Consider the following 16,779-nt stretch of genomic DNA (forward strand, 5'->3'; position numbering starts at 1 on the left):
GGGACCGGCGAGCGTCCGGGTGACCGCGCAGGTGATCGAAAGGGAGTATCCCGGTCATGGTCAACGTCACCGATGGATTCGGGTCGAGCGTTCTCGGATACCCGAGGATCGGTCCGCACCGCGAGCTCAAGCGTGCGCTCGAGGCGTACTGGCGCGGATCGCTGGAGCGCGAGGAACTGCTCGCGGTAGGCCGTGACATCCAGGAGCGCCAGTTCAACGAGCTGGCCGCGACCGGGCTGACCCAGGTCCCCGGCAACACCTTCTCCTTCTACGACCACATCCTGGACAACGCGCTGCTGTTCGGCGCCGTGCCGTCGCGGTTCAAGGAGCACCAGGAGGGCATGCACCCCCTGGACTTCTACTTCCTGATGGCCCGCGGCAACCCGGACCTGCCGCCGCTGGAGCTGGTGCGTTTCTTCGGCACCAACTACCACTACCGCCAGCCCGAACTCGACGCGGACACCACGTTCTCGCTGCACCCCGAGGCCCTGCTCGACGAGTGGGACCGGGCGATCGCGCGCGGGATCGAGCTGCGCCCGGTCGTGCTCGGCCCGGTGTCGCTGCTGCTGCTGTCGAAGGCCGGTCACGTGCCGGGCGAGACCGAGTTCGACTCGCTGAGCCTGCTCGACAAGCTGCTGCCGTTCTACGAGGAACTGTTCGAGATCCTCGCCAAGCGCGGCTCGACCTGCGTGCAGCTCGACGAACCCTGCTTCACCGGCGAGCGTTCGGCCGCCGAGCTGGCCGCCTTCGACAAGGCCTACCAGCGGTTGGCCAAGGCCCCGCTGCGCCCGCGCATCCTGGTCACCGGCCAGTACGGCGATTTCGGTGAGGCGCTGCGCATCCTGGCGGCGAGCAATGTCGAGGCGATCGGCGTCGACCTGGCGTCCTACCGGATGACGCCGGAGGAGCTGGCCGCGATCCCGGGGATCAAGCGCAAGCGGCTGTACGCCGGTGTCATCGGCGGCACCAATGTCTGGCGTGCCGATCGTTTCGTCACGTTGAACTACCTGAACTCGATCGCCGAGGTCTGCCCCGACCTGGTCGTGTCGACCGGAACCACGCTGCTGCACGTGCCCTACGACGTGCTCGCCGAGTACGACATCGACGGCAATGTCGCCGACCGGCTCGCCTTCGCCAAGCAGAAGGTGGGTGAGGTGGTCTCGCTGGCCAAGGCGCTCACCGAGGGCCCGTCGGACAACTGGCGCAAGCGCCCGACCGAGGTGCACTTCAAGCAGAAGCACGCCGTGCGCCAGCGCGTGTACGCGGTGACCCCGGAGATGCGTGAGCGTGAGCCCTACATCGAGCGCCGCGCCGCCCAGCAGGAACGGCTGAACCTGCCGGTGGTGCCCGCGACCACGCTCGGCTCGTTCCCGCAGAGCGGCAAGCTGCGCCAGGCCCGCCACGAGGTGGCCCAGGGCAGGCTGTCCGAGCAGGACTACCGCAAGCAGGTCGAGGCCGAGATCGAGGCGACGATCCGGCTCCAGGAGGACATCGGCCTCGACGTGTTCGTGCACGGTGAGCACGAGCGCAACGACATGATCCAGTTCTTCGCCGAGCAGCTCGACGGCTTCGCCACCACCCGCTTCGGCTGGGTGCAGGTGTACGGCTCGCGCTGCGTGCGCCCGCCGATCGTCTACGGCGACGTGTCGCGGCCGGCGCCGATGTCGGTCGACTGGACCACCTACGCCCAGTCGCTGACCGACAAGCCGGTCAAGGGCATGGTCACCGGCCCGGTGACGATGCTGGCCCGCTCGTTCGTGCGCCAGGATCAGCCGCTCTACGAGACGGCCGACCAGGTGGCCCTGGCCATCCGCGACGAGGTGGTGGACCTGGAGAAGGCGGGCATCGCGATCATCCAGGTCGACGAGCCCGCCATCCGCGAGCTGCTGCCGCCGCGTCCGCAGGGCCGCGAGGAGTACCTGCGCTGGGCGGTCGCCGCCTTCAAGCTGGCCACCTCCGGCGTGCGCGCCGACACCCAGATCCACACCCACATCGGCTACTCCGGCCGCACCGAGGTGGTCGACGCGATCGAGCAGCTCGACGCCGACGTCACCGCGATCGTGGCCACCCGCTCGATCGAATGGGTGATGCAGGCCCTCACCGAGGACGCCGCGACCGGCCACGGCCTCAGCCACGGCGTCGGCCCCGGCGTCTACGAGAGCCGTTCGGCCCGCATCCCCGACATCGACGAGCTCGACGAACTGCTCACCCAGGCCGCCGAAGCGGTGACCCCGCAACGGCTCTGGGCCAACCCCGACGGCGGCCTGAAGACCCGCCACTACTGGCAGCTCGAGCCCTCGCTGCGCAACATGGTCGCCGCCGCCCGCCGCGTGCGCCGCCGCACCCTGGCCGCGGAGGCCGCGGAGGTCGCACCCGCGGAGTAGAACCCCAGACGATGGGCGCACCGGAATCCGGTGCGCCCATCGTCATGTCCGGGGGAGCAGGGCCTGGACGCCTGCGGTGAGCTGGGTGGGGGTGGGGGCGTGGTCGGGGTCGATCAGCCATTGCAGGAGCAGGCCGCCGATCATCGTCTGCAGGACCGCGCCGATATCGCTGTCGGCGCCGAAGGACTGGGACAGGCCGGTGCGGGCGAGTTCCTGGGCGGTGGCGAGCTCGGCGCGCAGTTCGGGGGAGTGCAGGGCCTGGTTGAGGCATTCGGCGTTGGCCTGCCAGAGTGCGCGGTCTTCGCCGAACGAGGTGATCAGGCGCTGCCAGAAGTCCTCGAGCCGGGCGGTGGGGTCGGCCGGGTCGTCGGCGGGCAGTGAGTCCAGGATGTGCTGCACCGCGGCGGCGCTGGACTCCAGCATCGCCTGTTGCAGCAGCTTGTCGCGGGTGCCGAAGTGGTAGTTGATGGCCGCCAGGTTGGTGCCGGAGGCGGCGACGATATCGCGCACGGTGGTGCGGGCGTAGCCGCGTTCGGCGAGGCAGCGCTTGGCCGCGTCGAGCAGATCTTCTCGGGTTCCCACCCGGGCACGATAGCAAGGTGGGCATACGCCTGTTTGTGACATCAGTTTCAAACAAACGTCAGTGACAAGTGTTTGAAACGATTGTATGTTGGCGTTATGACCGATCAGCGCCCGATTTCCTTCCTCGAATCCACCTACTTCGGCACCGGCACCACGCTCGGCACCGTGCCCACCGCGGGCATGCCGCTGTTCCTCGGCACCACCGTCTACGGCACGCTGGACCTCGCGGTCCTGCGCCGTGTTCTCGACGAACTCGCCGCCGCGCACCCGCTGTTGCGCAGCCGGGTGGCGGACGGCCGGCTCGTTCGTGACGACGGTTTCCGTCCCCGCTTCGATGTGCTCGATGGCGACGAGCCCGAGTACCTCGCACTGCTCAACACGCCGCAGGACTGGCGCGACGGGCTGTTCCGCGCGTATCTGCTGCGAGCCGGGGTGCGGCAGCAGATCGTGCTCGTCGTCCATCACGGCATCTCCGACGGCAGATCGGGATTCGCGCTGCTGGATCGGCTGTGGCGCCACTACACCGCGCATGTGACCGGAGGTGTTGTGCCGCAGGCGGACCCGGACCAGCGTCTGCCCGCCGCGATGGACACCCGATTGGCCGAGGTGGTGACGGCGGCCGACGCGGAGGCGTGGCTGGACGACCTGCGGGCGGGCGCGACGACGATGGGGCCCGGCGACGCCCCGCGCATGCTGCCCCGCGACGGCGACGGCACGGGCGCCGACCCGCTGGGCCGATTCGCCATGCAGCGCATCGAGCTGACCGCCGAGGCGACCGCCCACCTCGTGGCAGTGGCTCGCGAGCAGGGGGTTTCGGTGAACAGTGTGGTCAGCGGCGCGGCCTTGGCCGCCGTCCGCACCCGGTTCCCGGAGCCGGGCCCGCTGCCGCTGTTCTTCGGTTACGCGGCCGATGTGCGCGGCGCGGTGCGGCCGCCGGTGCCGGTGGAAACCATGGTCAACTACGCCTCGGGCTCAGGGCTGCTCGTGTGCGCGGCGGACGACGCCGGTCCGCTCGAACTGGCCCGGCTGGTCGACGACGGCTTGCGCGCCGGACTGGATCGTCGCGAACCCGCCCGCTTTCCGCTCGCCGTCCAGCGGGTCGCCGACGAGTTCACCGCCGCCCTGCTGGCGACCCCGCCGACCCTGGCCATCTCCAATATCGGCCGCCTGCGGCCACATTCGTTCCCCGACGACCTCGCCTTCCTGCGCGACGACGTCTTCGCCATGGGCCCGGCCATGCCGCCGAAGCTCACCGTCTTCACCATCGCGGGCCGCCTCACCCTCCAGCTCGAATACGACACCGCCCTCTACAGCCGCTCCCGCATGGACAAGCTCCGCCTCACCCTCACCGAGCTGCTGCACGACCTGACCTGAACCCTGGTTGCATTACGGTACGTACTGTACTGTTTTGGCATGGACACCACGACCTGGCCGGATTCCCTGCGCGTCGCGCAGGTCCGGATCGCCCGCCCGACGGACCGGCTCGACGAGGTGGTGCGCTTCTACGTCGACGGGCTGGGGCTGCGCGAGCTCTACCGCTTCGAGAACCACGCGGGCTACGACGGGGTGATGCTCGGCCTGCCCGGCACCGACTACCACCTCGAATTCACCACCCACGTCGACGGCAGCCCCGGCGCCGCGCCGAGTGCTGAGAACCTGCTGGTGCTCTACTTCGACGGTGAGTCCGCGATGTTCGACGCGGTCCGCCGACTCGGCGAGTTCGGCGCCGAACCGGTCCCGACCGAGAACCCGTACTGGGCGGCCAACGGCGGCATGGCCTTTCCCGATCCGGACGGCTGGATCGTCATGCTCGTGCCGCGGCCGGTGTTCTGATGCCGGGCCGCGCGCGCGAGGATCGGATCGACACCGCGGTACTCGCCGCGACCCGAGAGGTGCTCGACGACAACGGCTACGCCGACCTGTCCATCGGCGAGGTGGCGACCAGGTCGGGGATCCACCGGCCCGCGATCTACCGGCGCTGGCCGTCGAAGCGGCACCTGGTGGTCGCGGTGGTGGCCGACGCGCTGGGGGTGCGTCCGACCCCCGATACCGGCGACCTGCGCGCGGATCTCACCGTGGCCCTGCGTGATCTGGTCGCGGCGCTGCGCGACACCTCGCTCGATCGGGTACTGCCCGCGCTGGTCGCCGACCTCGCCAACGACCCCGAGCTGCGCGCGCACTTCCTGGCGACGGTCTTCGAACCGCGCCGGGCGAGCACCGCGGCCGCCCTGCGCGCGGGCATGGCGCGCGGCGAGGTCGACCCGGGCATCGATCTCGACTTCGTCCTCGACGTGGTGGCCGCGCCGATCTACTTCCGCGCGCTGTTCGGTCACCTGCCGCTCGACGATGCCCTGGTCGAGTCCTCGGTGGAAGCCGTTGTGCGCCTGGTTCAGTGACTGATCGCGGCGACGCCGAACATCGCGGCGACGCCGGTGACGGTGCTCAGCAGGGTCAGCCGGGACGGATGCTCGGCGTGCGCCTCGGGGAGGATGTCGGCGGTGGCCAGGTAGAGCAGGAAACCGGCGAAATAGCCGAGGTACAGGCCGATCCACTCCTCTGGCACGTGGATCAGGGTGCCGAGAATCGCGCCGACGACCGGGGCGATGGCGTCCAGCCCGAGCAGGGTGAGGGCACGTTTGCGGGCGTTGCCGTACAGCGTCGGGATGGTGAACGTGTTGAAGCCGTCGGCGAAGTCGTGGCAGATCACCGCGATCGCGACCGACAGGCCGACGGTCGCGCCCGCCTGATAACCGATCCCGATGCCGAAACCGTCCAGGGTGCTGTGGAAGATCAGGCCGGCCGCGGCGAGCAACCCGACCGACTCGAATCCGTGGTGGTGCGAGCCGAATTCACTCTCGTGGCCGGTGTGGATCGCGACCGCGCGCTCGATGATGTGGATGCTGAGGAATCCGGCTACCGCCGCGATCAGCACCACCGGCACGCCGTACACCTCGCCCGCGGACTGTTCGAGCGCCTCCGGGATCAGGTCGAAGGCGACCAGCCCGAGCATGACGCCCGCGGCCAGCCCGAGCACCAGGTGCCTGCGGTCGCCGATCCGCATGGCGACGAAGCCGCCGAACAGCGTCGACAGCATCGACACCAGGGACAGCAGGATCGCCATGACCGGCCTACTCCTCGGCCTGGTCGGTGGGCTCCGGCTGCTTGGACTTGCGCTTCTTCTTCGGCGGCGCCGGGGTCTCGGCGTCCTCGGCGACCTCGTAGCGCCGCACATAGGCGCCAGCGAAACCCTGCATCGTCGCGGTCACCGGGATGGCCAGCAGCGCGCCCGTCGGCCCGAGCAGCGCCGCGCCCGCGATCACCGCGCCGAAGGCCACCGCCGGATGCATGTCCAGGGTGGTCGCGGTGATCCGTGGCTGCAGCACGTAGTTCTCGAACTGCTGGTAGCCGACGATGAACAGCAGGATCCACAGCGCGCTGATCGGATCGTGCACCAGCGCGACCAGCACCGGCAGCGCGCCGGCCAGATAGGTGCCCACGGTCGGGATGAACTGCGAGACCACGCCGACCCACAGCGCGAGCGCGAACGCCGACGGCACATCGAGCACCCGCAGCGCGACATAGTGGGCGATCGCCGAACACAGCGCCAGCAGCGCGCGCGAATAGATGTAGCCACCGGTCTTCTCGACCGCGATGTCCCACGCCCGCAGCACGTGCTTCTGCTGCTTGGGCGGCAGCAGCGAGCACACCCAGGTGCGGAAGCGCGGGCCGTCGGCGGCGAAGTAGAAGGTGAACAGCAAGACGCCGAGCAGCTGGAAGATCGCGCCGATCGCGACGGTGCCGATGCCCCAGACGTTTCCGGCCAGCCCGACCAGGTAGCCCTCGATCGTCGAGCTCCACTCCGAGGCGTACTTGGTCAGGTCGTCGCCGGAGAGGTCCTGGTCGAAGGTCTTGTTGATCCAGTCGACCACGTCCTGCACATAGCCGGGCGCGTTGGCGACCAGCATCGTCACCTGGCTGATCAGCAGCGCGCCCAGCGTCCACACGAACGCGACGATCACCAGCAGCAGCACCCCGAACACCGCGCCGGTGCCCGCGCCGCGCCGAACACCGCGGGCGGCAAGCCAATTCACCGCGGGTTCGATCGCGAACGCCAGGAACAGCGAGACCAGCAGCACGGTCAGCAGGCCCTGCAGTTTGCCGAGGATCCAGAACGCCGCGATCAGCCCGGCGACGGCGAGCGCGGCGTAGAGCAGCGACCGCGGCAGCCAGCGCGGCGGCGTGCGGACCGTCCAGAACGCGGGCAGCGCGGGGCCGGTCGCCGGTGCGGCGGGACCAGAAGTCGAATCGTCGTCGGCCACCACGTCACGGTACCGAGGACGCGCCGATTTCCGCGCGCTGGCGCGCGGGGCTCAGATGGTCGCGGTATCGATGACGAAGCGGTACTGCACGTCGCTGGCGACGACGCGCTCGTAGGCGGAATCGATCTCGTCGGCCGAGATCAGCTCGATCTCCGCGCCGATGCCGTGCGCGGCGCAGAAGTTCAGCATCTCCTGGGTCTGCGCGACACCGCCGATCATCGAGCCGGCCAGCGATCGGCGGAACGCGGCCAGGTTGCGACCGGTGACGCTCATCGGCTGATCGGGCAGGCCCAGGATCACCAGGGTGCCGTCGAGCGCGAGCAGGCGCAGGTAGTGGTCGATCGGCAGATTCGCCGAGACGGTGTTGATGATCAGGTCGAACGAGCCGCGCAGCTGGCGGAAGGTCTCCCGGTCGCTGGTGGCGTAGTAGTGGTGCGCGCCCATCCGCAGGCCGTCGTCGCGCTTGCGCAGCGACTGGCTCAGCACCGTCACCTCGGCACCGAGCGCCGCCGCGATCTTCACCCCGACGTGCCCGAGCCCGCCCATGCCGATGATCGCGACCTTCTTGCCCGGCCCGGCGTTCCAGTGCCGCAGCGGCGAGTACAGGGTGATGCCCGCGCACAGCAGCGGCGCGGCGACGTCGAGGCCGATGCCCTCGGGAATGGCGACGACGAAGCTCTCGCCGACCACGATCTGGGTCGCGTATCCGCCCATCGTGTACCCACCGGGCTGCACGGACTCCGGGACCGGGGTGTTGTAGGTCCAGGTGGCGCCGTTGGTGCAGTACTGCTCCTCGCCGGCCAGACACGGCACGCACTTGCCGCAGGAGTTCACCAGGCAGCCGACGCCGACCCGGTCGCCCACCTGGTACTTGCGCACGGCGGAGCCGGTGGCCGCGACGATGCCGGCGATCTCGTGGCCGGGCACGCACGGGTATTTGCTGCCGCCCCACTCGTCGCGGGCGGTGTGGATGTCGGAATGGCAGATACCCGCGTACTTGATGTCGATCAGGACGTCGTCGGGGCCGAGTTCACGGCGCTCGATCGTGACCTTCTCGAAGGACCCGTCGGGGGCGGGGATGGCGTAGGCGGCTGCGGTACTCATGGAGTCATGCCTACCGCCGCATGCGTCGTTTGCCAACAGGCGCGGCCGGATCGATACCGGATGACTGTGTATCCGGGTCACAATGGAAGTGTCGGCTCGCGAGAGAGGACGGGCGCGTGCACGCTGTCGGACGGGTGTTCGCGACGCTGGTCGTCGCGCTGATCGGCGTGTGCGCGTTTCTGGGATACCGCGGTGACCTGGTACTTCCGTGGAAGCCGCACGCGGAGGACTATGTCGCGGTCGTGCAGGCGCCGCCGCAGGTTCCGCTGGACCCGGCGCTGGTCGCGGCCCAGGTGCAGCCCGTGCTGGTGAATATCTCCGTCGACGCCACGCTGTTCGGGACCGCCGCCGCAGGCTCGGGGATCGTGCTCACCCCCGACGGGCAGATCCTGACCAGCCATCACGTGATCAAAGGCGCCGAGGAGGTCTCGGTGACCGACATCGGGAACGGGCTGGTCTACGCGGCCACCGTGCTCGGGTACGACTCGACCGCCGATATCGCGCTGTTGTCGCTGACCGGGGCGTCCGGCCTGCCGACCGCCCGGCTCGGGTCGTCGGCCGAGCTGCGGATCCGCCAGGACGTGCTGGCCATCGGTGACGCGGGCGGCGACGGCGGCGCACCCACCTCGGTCGCCGGGCCGATCACCGACCTGGACGCGAGCATCGTCGCGATGAACTCCGCCGACCTGACCCGCAAGTCGCTGCGCGGGATGGTGCAGGTCGCCGCGCCCGTCGTCGGCGGGCAGTCCGGCGGCGCGCTGGCCGACAGTTCGGGCGCGGTCGTCGGCGTGATCACCGCGGCCTCCGGCGAGCGCCCGGACGGCGAGCCACCGAAGCAGGCCAACGGCTACGCGGTCCCGATCGACACCGCCATGCGGGTGGTCGCCCAGATCCGCTCCGGCACCCCCACCGAGACCGTCCACATCGGCCCCACCGCCACCCTCGGCGTCCAGGTCGTCGACGCGAAACCCGCGGGCGCCCAGGTCAACTGGGCCTTCTACGGCCAACCCGCCCGCGCCGCAGGCATCACCACCGGCGACATCATCACCGCCCTGGACGGCCGCCCCATCACCACCGCCCGAGCCCTCAGCTCCGCGATCAACACCCGCAAACCCGCCGACCGCATCCGCCTCGACATCATCGCCCCCGACGGCACCACCCGCACCATCGACGTAGTCCTCGCCGAAGGCACCCCGAACTAGACCAGGCTCAGCCAGTAGTCCTGGAACTTCAGGAAGACGAGGAGGAGGACGACGGCGTAGAAGACGACGACGAGGGTCCAGCGCCATTCGGCGAGGATGGCCATGATGCCGCGGGAGCGGCCCCAGGTTTCCTGGGTGGTGACGGCGAACAGGAGGGGGGTGACCGCCCAGACGACCATGCAGTACGGGCACAGGGCGTTGATGCGGTAGAGGCTCTGGAAGACGAGCCAGCAGATGGCGGCGACGCCGAGGACGGTGCCGAGCCAGAGGCCGCCCCAGATCCAGCGGGGGAAGCCGACGCCGACCACGGCGAGGACGCCGAGGGTCACCACCACCGAGAAACCGACGATGCCGAACAGCGGGTTGGGGAAACCGAAGACCGCGGCCTGGTCGGTCTTCATGATCGACCCGCACGAGAGCACCGAATTGATGCTGCACGAGGTGACGTAGTTCGGGTCGACGAACAGCTTGAAGCGTTCGACGGTCAGTGTGAACGAGGCCAGCCACCCCGCCAGCCCGGCGATCAGCAGCAGCCACGCCGAGCGGGCGGGGGCGGTGATCACTTGGCCGCGTCGGCGATCACGGACGCCATGCCGTTCTCGGTGAAGAGGGCGTCGGACTGGATGAGCTGCCCGTTGACGAACACCGACGGCGTCGACTGCACGCCGCTGTTCAGGGTCTCCTGGGTGACCTGGGTGATGTAGTCGTTGTACGGCTTGTCGTTGATGCAGGTGGCCACCGCGGGATCGGTGTAGCCCACCTCGGTCGCGATCTGGATCAGCTGCTCGTTGCTCAGCCCGGCGGTGCCCTCGGCGGGCTGCTTGGCGAACATGGTCTGCAGCCAGTTCTGGTATTTGCTCGCGTCCGACTTCGCCACGCAGAACGAGGCGTTGGCCGCGCGCGAGGAGTACTGCGTGGTGGACGCGCGATCGAGGAACGAGATGATCTGGTAGTCGATCACGGCGGTGCCGTCGGCCGCGGCCTGCGCCAGCGCCTCGCCGTTGGCGGCCTCGAACTGCTTGCAGGCCGGGCACTGGAGGTCGGCCACGACGCGAACCTTCACCTTGGCGTCCGGGTTGCCGATGCGCACCGCGCCGGACTCGGTCACCGACCCGCCGGTCGCGGGCAGCTGGGCCGCCGACGTGGTGCTGCTGTCGGAGTCGGACTTCTTGACGGCGATGCCGATGCCGATCGCCGCCACCAGAGCCACCAGGACGGCGGCGACGCCGACCTGGATCGCGATCTTGCGCTTCCTGTCGGCTGCTTCGGCCGCCGCCAGCGGATTCTGCTTGCCCGTGCTCACCGTCGTCACACGCCTTTCGTTCGTGGTCTCCCCACCGGGGACATCATGCGGGCCGAACCTGAGAGTTTCTTCAACGATCCGATCAGGACTCGTCGAGCCTGCGCAGCTGCTCGGCGACATCGAAATCGGCGGGCGGCCAATCCAGTTTCAGGCCGTTGAGCGCGTCGATCAGCAATTCGGTCACCGCGAGGCGCGCGTACCACTTGTGGTCGGCGGGCAGCACGTACCACGGCGCGTGATCGGTGTTGGTGCGTTCCAGCACCGCCTGGTAAGCCTTCTGGTACTCGGGCCAGTAGCCGCGTTCGGTGATGTCGGCGGGGTTGAACTTCCAGTACTTGTCGGGGCGCTCCAGCCGCTCGCGCAGCCTGCGCTTCTGCTCCTCGAGCGAGACGAACATGGCCACCTTCACGATGGTGGTCCCGGCGTCGGCGACCTCGTGTTCGAAGGCGTTGATCAGGCCGTAGCGCTGCTCCCATTCGGACTGCGGCACCAGGTCGTGCACGCGCACGACCAGCACGTCCTCGTAGTGCGAGCGGTCGAACACGCCGATCTGGCCGTGCGCGGGCAGGCGCTTGCGGATGCGCCAGAGGAAGTCGTGCTGCTTCTCCTCTTCGGTCGGCACCCCGAAGGACGCGTGGTCGACGCCCTGCGGGTCGACCGAGCCGATCACGTGGCGCACGATGCCGCCCTTGCCCGCGGTGTCCATGCCCTGCAGGACCAGCAGCACGCTGTGCTTGCCGCCGGTGCGGCCGTGCGCGAACAGCTTCTCCTGCAGGTCCGAGAGGACGGCGGCGCGCTCGGTCAGCAGCTCTTTGCCGCGGGCCTTGTCACCGGTGAAGCCCGGCGTCGCCGAGGTGTCGAGGTCGATGATCCGCTGGCCGTCGGCCCGCAGCGCGGTGGTGACGGGTTCGGCCCAGTGTTTCGCCATTTCCCATGCCTACCACTACTGCGCGCGATCGACCGGCAAGCTCGACGCAATCGTTGCCTGCCAGCAGGCCACACCGGCCGGGTCGGCGATCTCGGGCCGGTGCGTGTACACCGGGTCGGCGCCCGCCGCCCGCTGCGCGCGGTAGTCGGCCAGCAGCCGGAACGCGACGACGCCGAGCGGGATGATCGCGGCCAGATTGACCAGCGCCATCACGCCCATGAACACGTCGGCCAGGTTCCAGATCAGGCTCACCGAGCCGAGCGCGCCGCCGAACACGGCCACCAGCACCGCCACCCGGAACGCGGTGAGCACCTGCGGCCGGTCGGTGATGAACTCGATATTGGCCCGGCCGTAGTAGAAATTGCCGATCATCGAGCTGAACGCGAGCAGGAATACCACCGCCGTCAGCACGTGCCCGGCCCAGGTGCCGAGGCTGTGCTGCAGGGCGCTCTGGGTGAGGTCGGCGCTGCGCCGCTCGGACAGGTCGGGATCGCTGGTCAGGATGATGAACGCGGTGATCGAGCAGATCAGCAGGGTGTCGAAGTAGACGCCGAGCGACTGCACCAGCCCCTGCTTCACCGGATGCGAGACGTCGGCGGCGGCCGCCGCGTTCGGCGAGGAGCCCAGGCCCGCCTCGTTGGAGAACATGCCGCGCCGGATGCCCTGCGCGATGGCGGCGCCGATCCCGCCGCCGACCACCTCGCGCAGCCCGAACGCGCCGCCGACGATATCGGCGATCACCCGCGGCAGATCGTCGATGTTCAGCACCACCACCGCGATGCCGAGCAGCAGGTACACGATCGCCATGATCGGCACCAGCACCTCGGTGATGTGGCTGATCCGGCGCACCCCGCCGAAGATCACCACGCCGAGCAGGGCGATCAGCGCGAGCCCGACCGCGAACGGGAACCAGTCGCCGTCCAGGCCCGACAGCGAGGCCCTGGTCGTCGCCACGATGGTGTTGGACTGCACCGCGTTGAACACGAAACCGAAGGTCACCGTGATGATGACCGCGAAGATCAGGCCCTGCCAGCGCCGCCGCAGCCCGTACTCCATGTAGTAGGCGGGCCCGCCACGGAAGGTGCCCGGCTCGTGCTCCGGCCGCTTGTACAGCTGGGCGAGCGTGGATTCGACGAAGGCCGACGCGGCGCCGAGGGTCGCCATCGCCCACATCCAGAACACCGCGCCCGGTCCGCCGACACTGATCGCGGTGGCGACGCCGGCGATATTGCCGGTGCCGACCCGCGCCGCCGCCGAGATGCTGAACGCGCCGAACGCCGACACCGACTTCTTGCCGTCGGCGGCGGGCTGCCCCTTCTCGGCGACCACCCGCAGCATCTCCGGCAGCATCCGCAACTGCACGACACCGCTGCGCACGGTGAAGTACAGCCCCGCCGCGATCACCAGCGGGATCAGCAGCCAGTTCCAGAACACGTCGTTGACATCGACGACGACCGAGTTCAGCGTGTCCATGCGGCGAAGGCTACCGCCGGGCAACCCCGATCAGGCTCAGGCGGGCCGGGTGGCGTCGACGTACTGCATGAAACGGTGCACGCGCTGGTCGATTTCGATCAATCCGGCCTCGGCGAACAGGCGCGGGAAGGTATCGCGGTCGAACAGCCGCAGCCCGCTCAGGCCCGCGGCCATGGTGCTGGCCCGGCCGAACAGGTTGTCCTCGCGGTAGCTGGTGGTGATCGCGATCCGGCCGCCCGGCGCGAGCACCCGGATCATCTCGCGGGTGGCCGCGATCGGATCCGGGATCAGGTACAGGGCGCCGAAACAGCAGACGGCGTCGAAGGTTCCGTCGGCGAAGGGCAGCACCCGCGCGTCACCGCGGACGTAGCCGACCCGGGGGCCGGCGTTGTCGGCGGCGGCCTTGGCCAGCATCGGCTCGGAGTAGTCCAGGCCGGTGACGAAGCCGTCACCGGACAGGAACTCGCTCAGGTACCGGGTGAAATTGCCGGGGCCGCAGGCGAGGTCGAGCACCTTCTTGCCGCCGCCGAGCCGCAGCGTGTCGACGGCCTCGCGCCGATCGCTGCCGGTGGTGCGGCCGCTGGCGAGGTAGAACAGCGTTGGTCGCCACGCGTGCTCGTAGACCGCGGCCAGCGCGGGCGCGTTCATGGTCTTGCGCGCGAGGTTCACTGCCGCGCGACCTCGATGGTCATGCCGGCGCCGCGCAGCCGCTCGGTGAGTGCTTCGCCCATGGCCGAGGCCGGGGTGAGAATGCCCGCGCGCGGCGGGAGTTCGTCGAAGGCCAGGCTCAGGCCCGCCTGGCCGAGCAGCACGGCGGTGGCCTGGTAGCCGGGGTCGCCGGTGCCGGAGAAGGTGGCCTGGTACTTGGCGCCGGAGCTGGTGCGGGCGAAGGTCTTCATGGTGAACCAGCCACTGAGGCGGGCCTTTTCGCTGGGGCCGGTGCCCGGCTTGGGCAGGATCCGGTCGAGCAGCTTGCGGCCGAACGAGACACGCGAGAGCACCGCGCCCGAGGCCATGCCCGCCACGATGCCGCCCGCGATACCCGCCGCCACCAGCGGCGCCGCCGCCGAGCGGCCCGCGTTCATCACCTCGCGGTAGCGGAACTGCTTGCCGTAGGCCCAGCCGAGCAGGCCGTTGGTGCGGCGCACGACCTTGGTGTTGTGCGAGGCCATGATGAACGTGGTGACCCAGCCGTCCAGGCTCGGATCGATGCTGTCGGCGCGGGCCAGCGCCTGATCGGACTGACGGCCCACATCGGGCTCCATCGAGCGATCGGGGCTCAGCGAGTACGGGTGCGCCAGGATCTTGCCGCGGCCGGAATCGGCGGCGATGTCCTCCATCATGGCGCGGCCGGAATCGATGGTGCCGCCGCTCATCCCACCCTTGAGGTAGGCCACCAGGGTGGTGTCCTCCAGTTCGCCGGTGTCGTCGGCGACGGTGGCGCGGTAGAGCTCGTAGACGCTCAGGTCCGACGGAATCGAGTCGTAGCCACAGGAATTCACGATCTTGGCGCCGGAGTCCACCGCGACCTGCTCGAACTGCTCGATGGCGTCGTGGATGAACAGCGGCTCACCGGTGAGGTCGGCGTAGTGGGTGCCCGCGGTGGCACACGCGCCCAGCAGCGGCAGTCCGTAGCGCAGGTACGGACCGACCGTGGTCACCACCACCTTGGTCCGCTCGGCCATCGCGGCGAGCGAGGCCGGATCGTTCGAATCGGCGAGAACCAGTTCCCACCCGGCCGCGGCGGGGCCGAGGTCGGCGCGCACGGCGGCGAGTTTGTCGGCCGAGCGGCCCGCCAGCGCGATCCGCGCGTCGGCGGGGGCGGCGGTGAGCAGGTATTCGGCGGTGAGTTTGCCGACGAAACCTGTCGCGCCGAACAGGATCAGGTCGAATTCGCGGGACTGCGGCACAGGGGCGCCTTTCATCGAGTGCTCGCCTTGCGGGCGCGCGGCTTCTTCGTCGGTTTCGGCGGATGGGTGGCGAGCCAATCGCGGTGGGCCAGACCGAGTTCGGTGACCGGCGGCTCGTCGTAGAGCCATTCCCGGGCGATCAGGTGCCAGTTGTTGGTGCTGTCGAGCTGGCCGAGCATGCCGAAGGTGAGGAAGTCGGCCCGGCGGGAGAACAGGTGCTCCGGCGGCAGGTTCTGCTGCTTCATGCCGGTGAACTCGCTGGCCCTCGGGTCGACGGCCAGCAGGAACGCGCCGCTGGCGAGCTCGGGGGTGATGGTCAGTTCCTCGTCGACCAGGCACCATTCGGAGGCGGCGAGCACGTACTCGAGACACTCCTCGGCGCCGATCTCGTCCGGCGAATCGATCACGCCACGGTCGATCATCAACTGCCGCAGATCTTCCGCGCGGTCCTCGGCGGCGGCGCGCAGGCACAGGATCTCGAAGTGCACGAGCTTGGGGTCCATGCGGTTGAACAGCCCGAAGTCGAGGAAGGCCACCCGGCCGTCGCGGGCCAGCAGCACATTGCCCGGATGCGGGTCGCCGCAGAACTCGTTGAAGGTGAACAGCGAGCCGACGTAGAAGCGGTAGATGATCTCGCCGACCCGATCGCGCTCGGCGGCGGGCAGATTCCGGATGTCCTCGAAGCCGGTGCCCTCGATGAACTCGCTGACCAGCACGCGGGTGGTGGTGAGCTCGCGCACCGCGTCGGGGACGACGATGAACGGGTGGTCGCGGTACAGGTGCGCGATCTCGGACTGGGTGACGGCCTCGGCCACGTAGTCGAGTTCGGCCTCCATGTTGAGCTTCAGCTCGTCGAGCACGGCCGGGGTGATCCACGGCATCGCCGAGGCCAGCACCCGGCGGAACATGGTCAGGTTCTTCAGGTCGGCGCGCACCGCGACGTCGACGCCGGGGTACTGGATCTTCACCGCGACGGCCCGGCCGTCGTGCAGGGTGGCCCGGTACACCTGGCCGATCGAGGCGGCCGCGATCGGCTCGGGGTCGAATTCGGCGAACACCTCGGTCAGCGGGCGGCCGAAGTCCTCCTCGACGACCGCGCGCATCGCCTCGAACGAGACGGTCGGGGCGGCGTTGCGCAGCACGGCCAGCCGCTGCTGGAACCGGTCGCGATGATCCGGCGGCACCAGGTCCAGATCGAGCACCGACATCATCTGGCCGAGTTTCATGGCCACGCCCTTCATGGTGCCCAGCACCATGACCACCTGCTCGGTGGTGCGGATCATCGACTCCTCGGCCATCCGGGCGCGCACGGCCTCGGACCGCCCGCGCATGGACAGCCTGGTCTTCTTCGAGCGGATCACCGAGCTCGCCGCTACTGCCCCCAGCTTCGTCCCGCGAGCAAGCCGGGATGTCGGCACGTTTTTCGCCATCGAGGTACCTCCGTTGGTGCCGACGCGCAGGGCGGTCACCGCCCATACAGCGCGCGCGACCACCCGCGGTGACGCAAGCCACAGCGCCCCGCTCGGTTCAGCGTAACGAACCGAGCCGCGATGTCGAGCCCGGCTCCGGCGAAC

Annotated in this window: 16 protein-coding genes; 5 read left to right on the forward strand and 11 right to left on the reverse strand. The window is 69.5% G+C overall.

The window, feature by feature from the left end; all coding sequences use genetic code 11:
- The first annotated feature begins 56 nt into the window (after positions 1–56).
- Complete coding sequence (metE, locus tag AB0H54_RS03425; protein ID WP_357342464.1) at positions 57–2,384, forward strand: 5-methyltetrahydropteroyltriglutamate--homocysteine S-methyltransferase; 2,328 nt, start codon at positions 57–59, stop codon at positions 2,382–2,384.
- 42 nt (positions 2,385–2,426) lie between these two features.
- On the opposite strand, the gene AB0H54_RS03430 is transcribed toward metE, so the two are convergent.
- Positions 2,427–2,966 carry a TetR/AcrR family transcriptional regulator gene (locus AB0H54_RS03430; protein WP_357342466.1) on the reverse strand — a complete coding sequence of 180 codons (540 nt, stop codon included), beginning with the start codon at positions 2,964–2,966 and terminating at the stop codon, positions 2,427–2,429.
- A gap of 96 nt (positions 2,967–3,062) precedes the next feature.
- Between AB0H54_RS03430 and AB0H54_RS03435 the strand changes: the two genes are divergently transcribed.
- From AB0H54_RS03435 to AB0H54_RS03445, 3 genes are read left to right on the forward strand one after another with little or no spacing between them, the layout of a single operon-like run.
- Positions 3,063–4,340, forward strand: a complete 1,278-nt coding sequence (locus AB0H54_RS03435) for a hypothetical protein (protein ID WP_357342468.1) — start codon at positions 3,063–3,065, stop codon at positions 4,338–4,340.
- Positions 4,341–4,379: 39 nt separating this feature from the next.
- Positions 4,380–4,799, forward strand: coding sequence for a VOC family protein (locus AB0H54_RS03440; RefSeq protein WP_357342469.1), 420 nt, complete (start codon positions 4,380–4,382; stop codon positions 4,797–4,799).
- Positions 4,799–5,362: a TetR/AcrR family transcriptional regulator gene (locus AB0H54_RS03445; protein WP_357342470.1), complete on the forward strand. Its 564-nt coding sequence runs from the start codon at positions 4,799–4,801 to the stop codon at positions 5,360–5,362. Before AB0H54_RS03440 ends, AB0H54_RS03445 begins: the two co-directional genes overlap by 1 nt.
- On the opposite strand, the gene AB0H54_RS03450 is transcribed toward AB0H54_RS03445, so the two are convergent.
- Genes AB0H54_RS03450 through AB0H54_RS03460 form a run of 3 tightly spaced genes read right to left on the reverse strand, consistent with a single transcriptional unit; the run spans position 5,356 to position 8,389 of the window.
- Positions 5,356–6,087 (reverse strand): ZIP family metal transporter, encoded by a 732-nt coding sequence (locus AB0H54_RS03450; protein ID WP_357342471.1) that lies wholly within the window; start codon positions 6,085–6,087, stop codon positions 5,356–5,358. The two genes, AB0H54_RS03445 and AB0H54_RS03450, sit on opposite strands and share 7 nt — an antisense overlap.
- 7 nt (positions 6,088–6,094) lie before the next feature.
- Positions 6,095–7,285 (reverse strand): AI-2E family transporter, encoded by a 1,191-nt coding sequence (locus tag AB0H54_RS03455; protein WP_357342472.1) that lies wholly within the window; start codon positions 7,283–7,285, stop codon positions 6,095–6,097.
- Positions 7,286–7,336: 51 nt separating this feature from the next.
- Positions 7,337–8,389 carry an NAD(P)-dependent alcohol dehydrogenase gene (locus AB0H54_RS03460; protein WP_357342474.1) on the reverse strand — a complete coding sequence of 351 codons (1,053 nt, stop codon included), beginning with the start codon at positions 8,387–8,389 and terminating at the stop codon, positions 7,337–7,339.
- Positions 8,390–8,505: 116 nt separating this feature from the next.
- Here AB0H54_RS03460 and AB0H54_RS03465 point away from each other — a divergent pair, with 116 nt between their 5' ends.
- Entirely contained in the window at positions 8,506–9,591 is a 1,086-nt protein-coding gene (locus AB0H54_RS03465) for a trypsin-like peptidase domain-containing protein (RefSeq protein ID WP_357342476.1), read from the forward strand.
- Here the strand turns inward: AB0H54_RS03465 and AB0H54_RS03470 are convergent.
- The 7 genes from AB0H54_RS03470 to AB0H54_RS03500 form a co-directional block, all read right to left on the reverse strand.
- Positions 9,588–10,154: a vitamin K epoxide reductase family protein gene (locus AB0H54_RS03470; RefSeq protein WP_357342478.1), complete on the reverse strand. Its 567-nt coding sequence runs from the start codon at positions 10,152–10,154 to the stop codon at positions 9,588–9,590. The genes AB0H54_RS03465 and AB0H54_RS03470 overlap by 4 nt on opposite strands.
- A complete protein-coding gene (locus AB0H54_RS03475; protein WP_357342479.1) occupies positions 10,151–10,903 on the reverse strand; it encodes a thioredoxin domain-containing protein in 753 nt (250 codons plus the stop codon). The genes AB0H54_RS03470 and AB0H54_RS03475 overlap by 4 nt, the downstream gene beginning before the upstream one ends.
- Positions 10,904–10,976: 73 nt before the next feature.
- Positions 10,977–11,822: a polyphosphate kinase 2 family protein gene (locus AB0H54_RS03480; protein WP_357342481.1), complete on the reverse strand. Its 846-nt coding sequence runs from the start codon at positions 11,820–11,822 to the stop codon at positions 10,977–10,979.
- A 15-nt stretch (positions 11,823–11,837) separates the two neighbouring features.
- Entirely contained in the window at positions 11,838–13,295 is a 1,458-nt protein-coding gene (locus AB0H54_RS03485) for an alanine/glycine:cation symporter family protein (RefSeq protein WP_357342482.1), read from the reverse strand.
- 36 nt (positions 13,296–13,331) lie between these two features.
- On the reverse strand, positions 13,332–13,964 hold the full coding sequence (locus AB0H54_RS03490; RefSeq protein WP_357342484.1) for a class I SAM-dependent methyltransferase: 633 nt from the start codon (positions 13,962–13,964) through the stop codon (positions 13,332–13,334).
- Entirely contained in the window at positions 13,961–15,220 is a 1,260-nt protein-coding gene (locus tag AB0H54_RS03495; protein WP_357342485.1) for a saccharopine dehydrogenase NADP-binding domain-containing protein, read from the reverse strand. The genes AB0H54_RS03490 and AB0H54_RS03495 overlap by 4 nt, the downstream gene beginning before the upstream one ends.
- On the reverse strand, positions 15,217–16,635 hold the full coding sequence (locus AB0H54_RS03500) for an AarF/UbiB family protein (RefSeq protein WP_357342487.1): 1,419 nt from the start codon (positions 16,633–16,635) through the stop codon (positions 15,217–15,219). The genes AB0H54_RS03495 and AB0H54_RS03500 overlap by 4 nt, the downstream gene beginning before the upstream one ends.
- Between the last annotated feature and the right edge of the window lie 144 nt (positions 16,636–16,779).

The organism is Nocardia sp. NPDC050718 (assembly GCF_040654235.1).
In the GTDB taxonomy this organism is placed as follows: Bacteria; Actinomycetota; Actinomycetes; order Mycobacteriales; family Mycobacteriaceae; genus Nocardia.

Excerpts from the sequence above, each read along its gene's own strand:
- AB0H54_RS03440 (WP_357342469.1), top strand. The coding sequence starts at position 4,380 with ATGGACACCACGACCTGGCCGGATTCCCTGCGCGTCGCGCAGGTCCGG.
- AB0H54_RS03450 (WP_357342471.1), bottom strand. The coding sequence starts at position 6,087 with ATGGCGATCCTGCTGTCCCTGGTGTCGATGCTGTCGACGCTGTTCGGC.
- AB0H54_RS03495 (WP_357342485.1), bottom strand. The coding sequence starts at position 15,220 with ATGAAAGGCGCCCCTGTGCCGCAGTCCCGCGAATTCGACCTGATCCTG.
- AB0H54_RS03445 (WP_357342470.1), top strand. The coding sequence starts at position 4,799 with ATGCCGGGCCGCGCGCGCGAGGATCGGATCGACACCGCGGTACTCGCC.
- metE (WP_357342464.1), top strand. The coding sequence starts at position 57 with ATGGTCAACGTCACCGATGGATTCGGGTCGAGCGTTCTCGGATACCCG.
- AB0H54_RS03500 (WP_357342487.1), bottom strand. The coding sequence starts at position 16,635 with ATGGCGAAAAACGTGCCGACATCCCGGCTTGCTCGCGGGACGAAGCTG.
- AB0H54_RS03480 (WP_357342481.1), bottom strand. The coding sequence starts at position 11,822 with ATGGCGAAACACTGGGCCGAACCCGTCACCACCGCGCTGCGGGCCGAC.
- AB0H54_RS03485 (WP_357342482.1), bottom strand. The coding sequence starts at position 13,295 with ATGGACACGCTGAACTCGGTCGTCGTCGATGTCAACGACGTGTTCTGG.
- AB0H54_RS03435 (WP_357342468.1), top strand. The coding sequence starts at position 3,063 with ATGACCGATCAGCGCCCGATTTCCTTCCTCGAATCCACCTACTTCGGC.
- AB0H54_RS03460 (WP_357342474.1), bottom strand. The coding sequence starts at position 8,389 with ATGAGTACCGCAGCCGCCTACGCCATCCCCGCCCCCGACGGGTCCTTC.